This is a genomic window from Psychromonas arctica (genome assembly GCF_038155225.1).
GTDB lineage: Bacteria > Pseudomonadota > Gammaproteobacteria > Enterobacterales > Psychromonadaceae > Psychromonas > Psychromonas arctica_B.
On the sequence record NZ_JBAKBA010000136.1, the window covers coordinates 1 to 263 of the forward strand.

The window sequence follows — 263 nt, forward strand, 5'->3', positions numbered from 1 at the left end:
ATTGAACCACTATTTACTCAAGTATTAATGATATGCGACCGTGAGGGATTGATCGACCGAAACATGTTTGCCATCGATGGATGTAACTATTCCTTAAAGGAAGTGATCAAACGCTAGCAAAGAACGGAGTGGCACATTTGATGAGCTTGAACGTAAGCAAATGAAGTTGCACCGAGCAAGTCAACGTATTCTTGCACGTCATCAAGCGCAAGATGGGTTGAGTGAAGATGAAATATCACATGATTTAAAACAGCAGGGCAAGC

The 263-nt window shown here is 41.8% G+C and carries 1 pseudogene; it reads left to right on the forward strand.

From position 1 onward, the window contains the following. Positions 1-263: pseudogene (locus V6255_RS19380) on the forward strand (transposase); the annotation flags it as partial.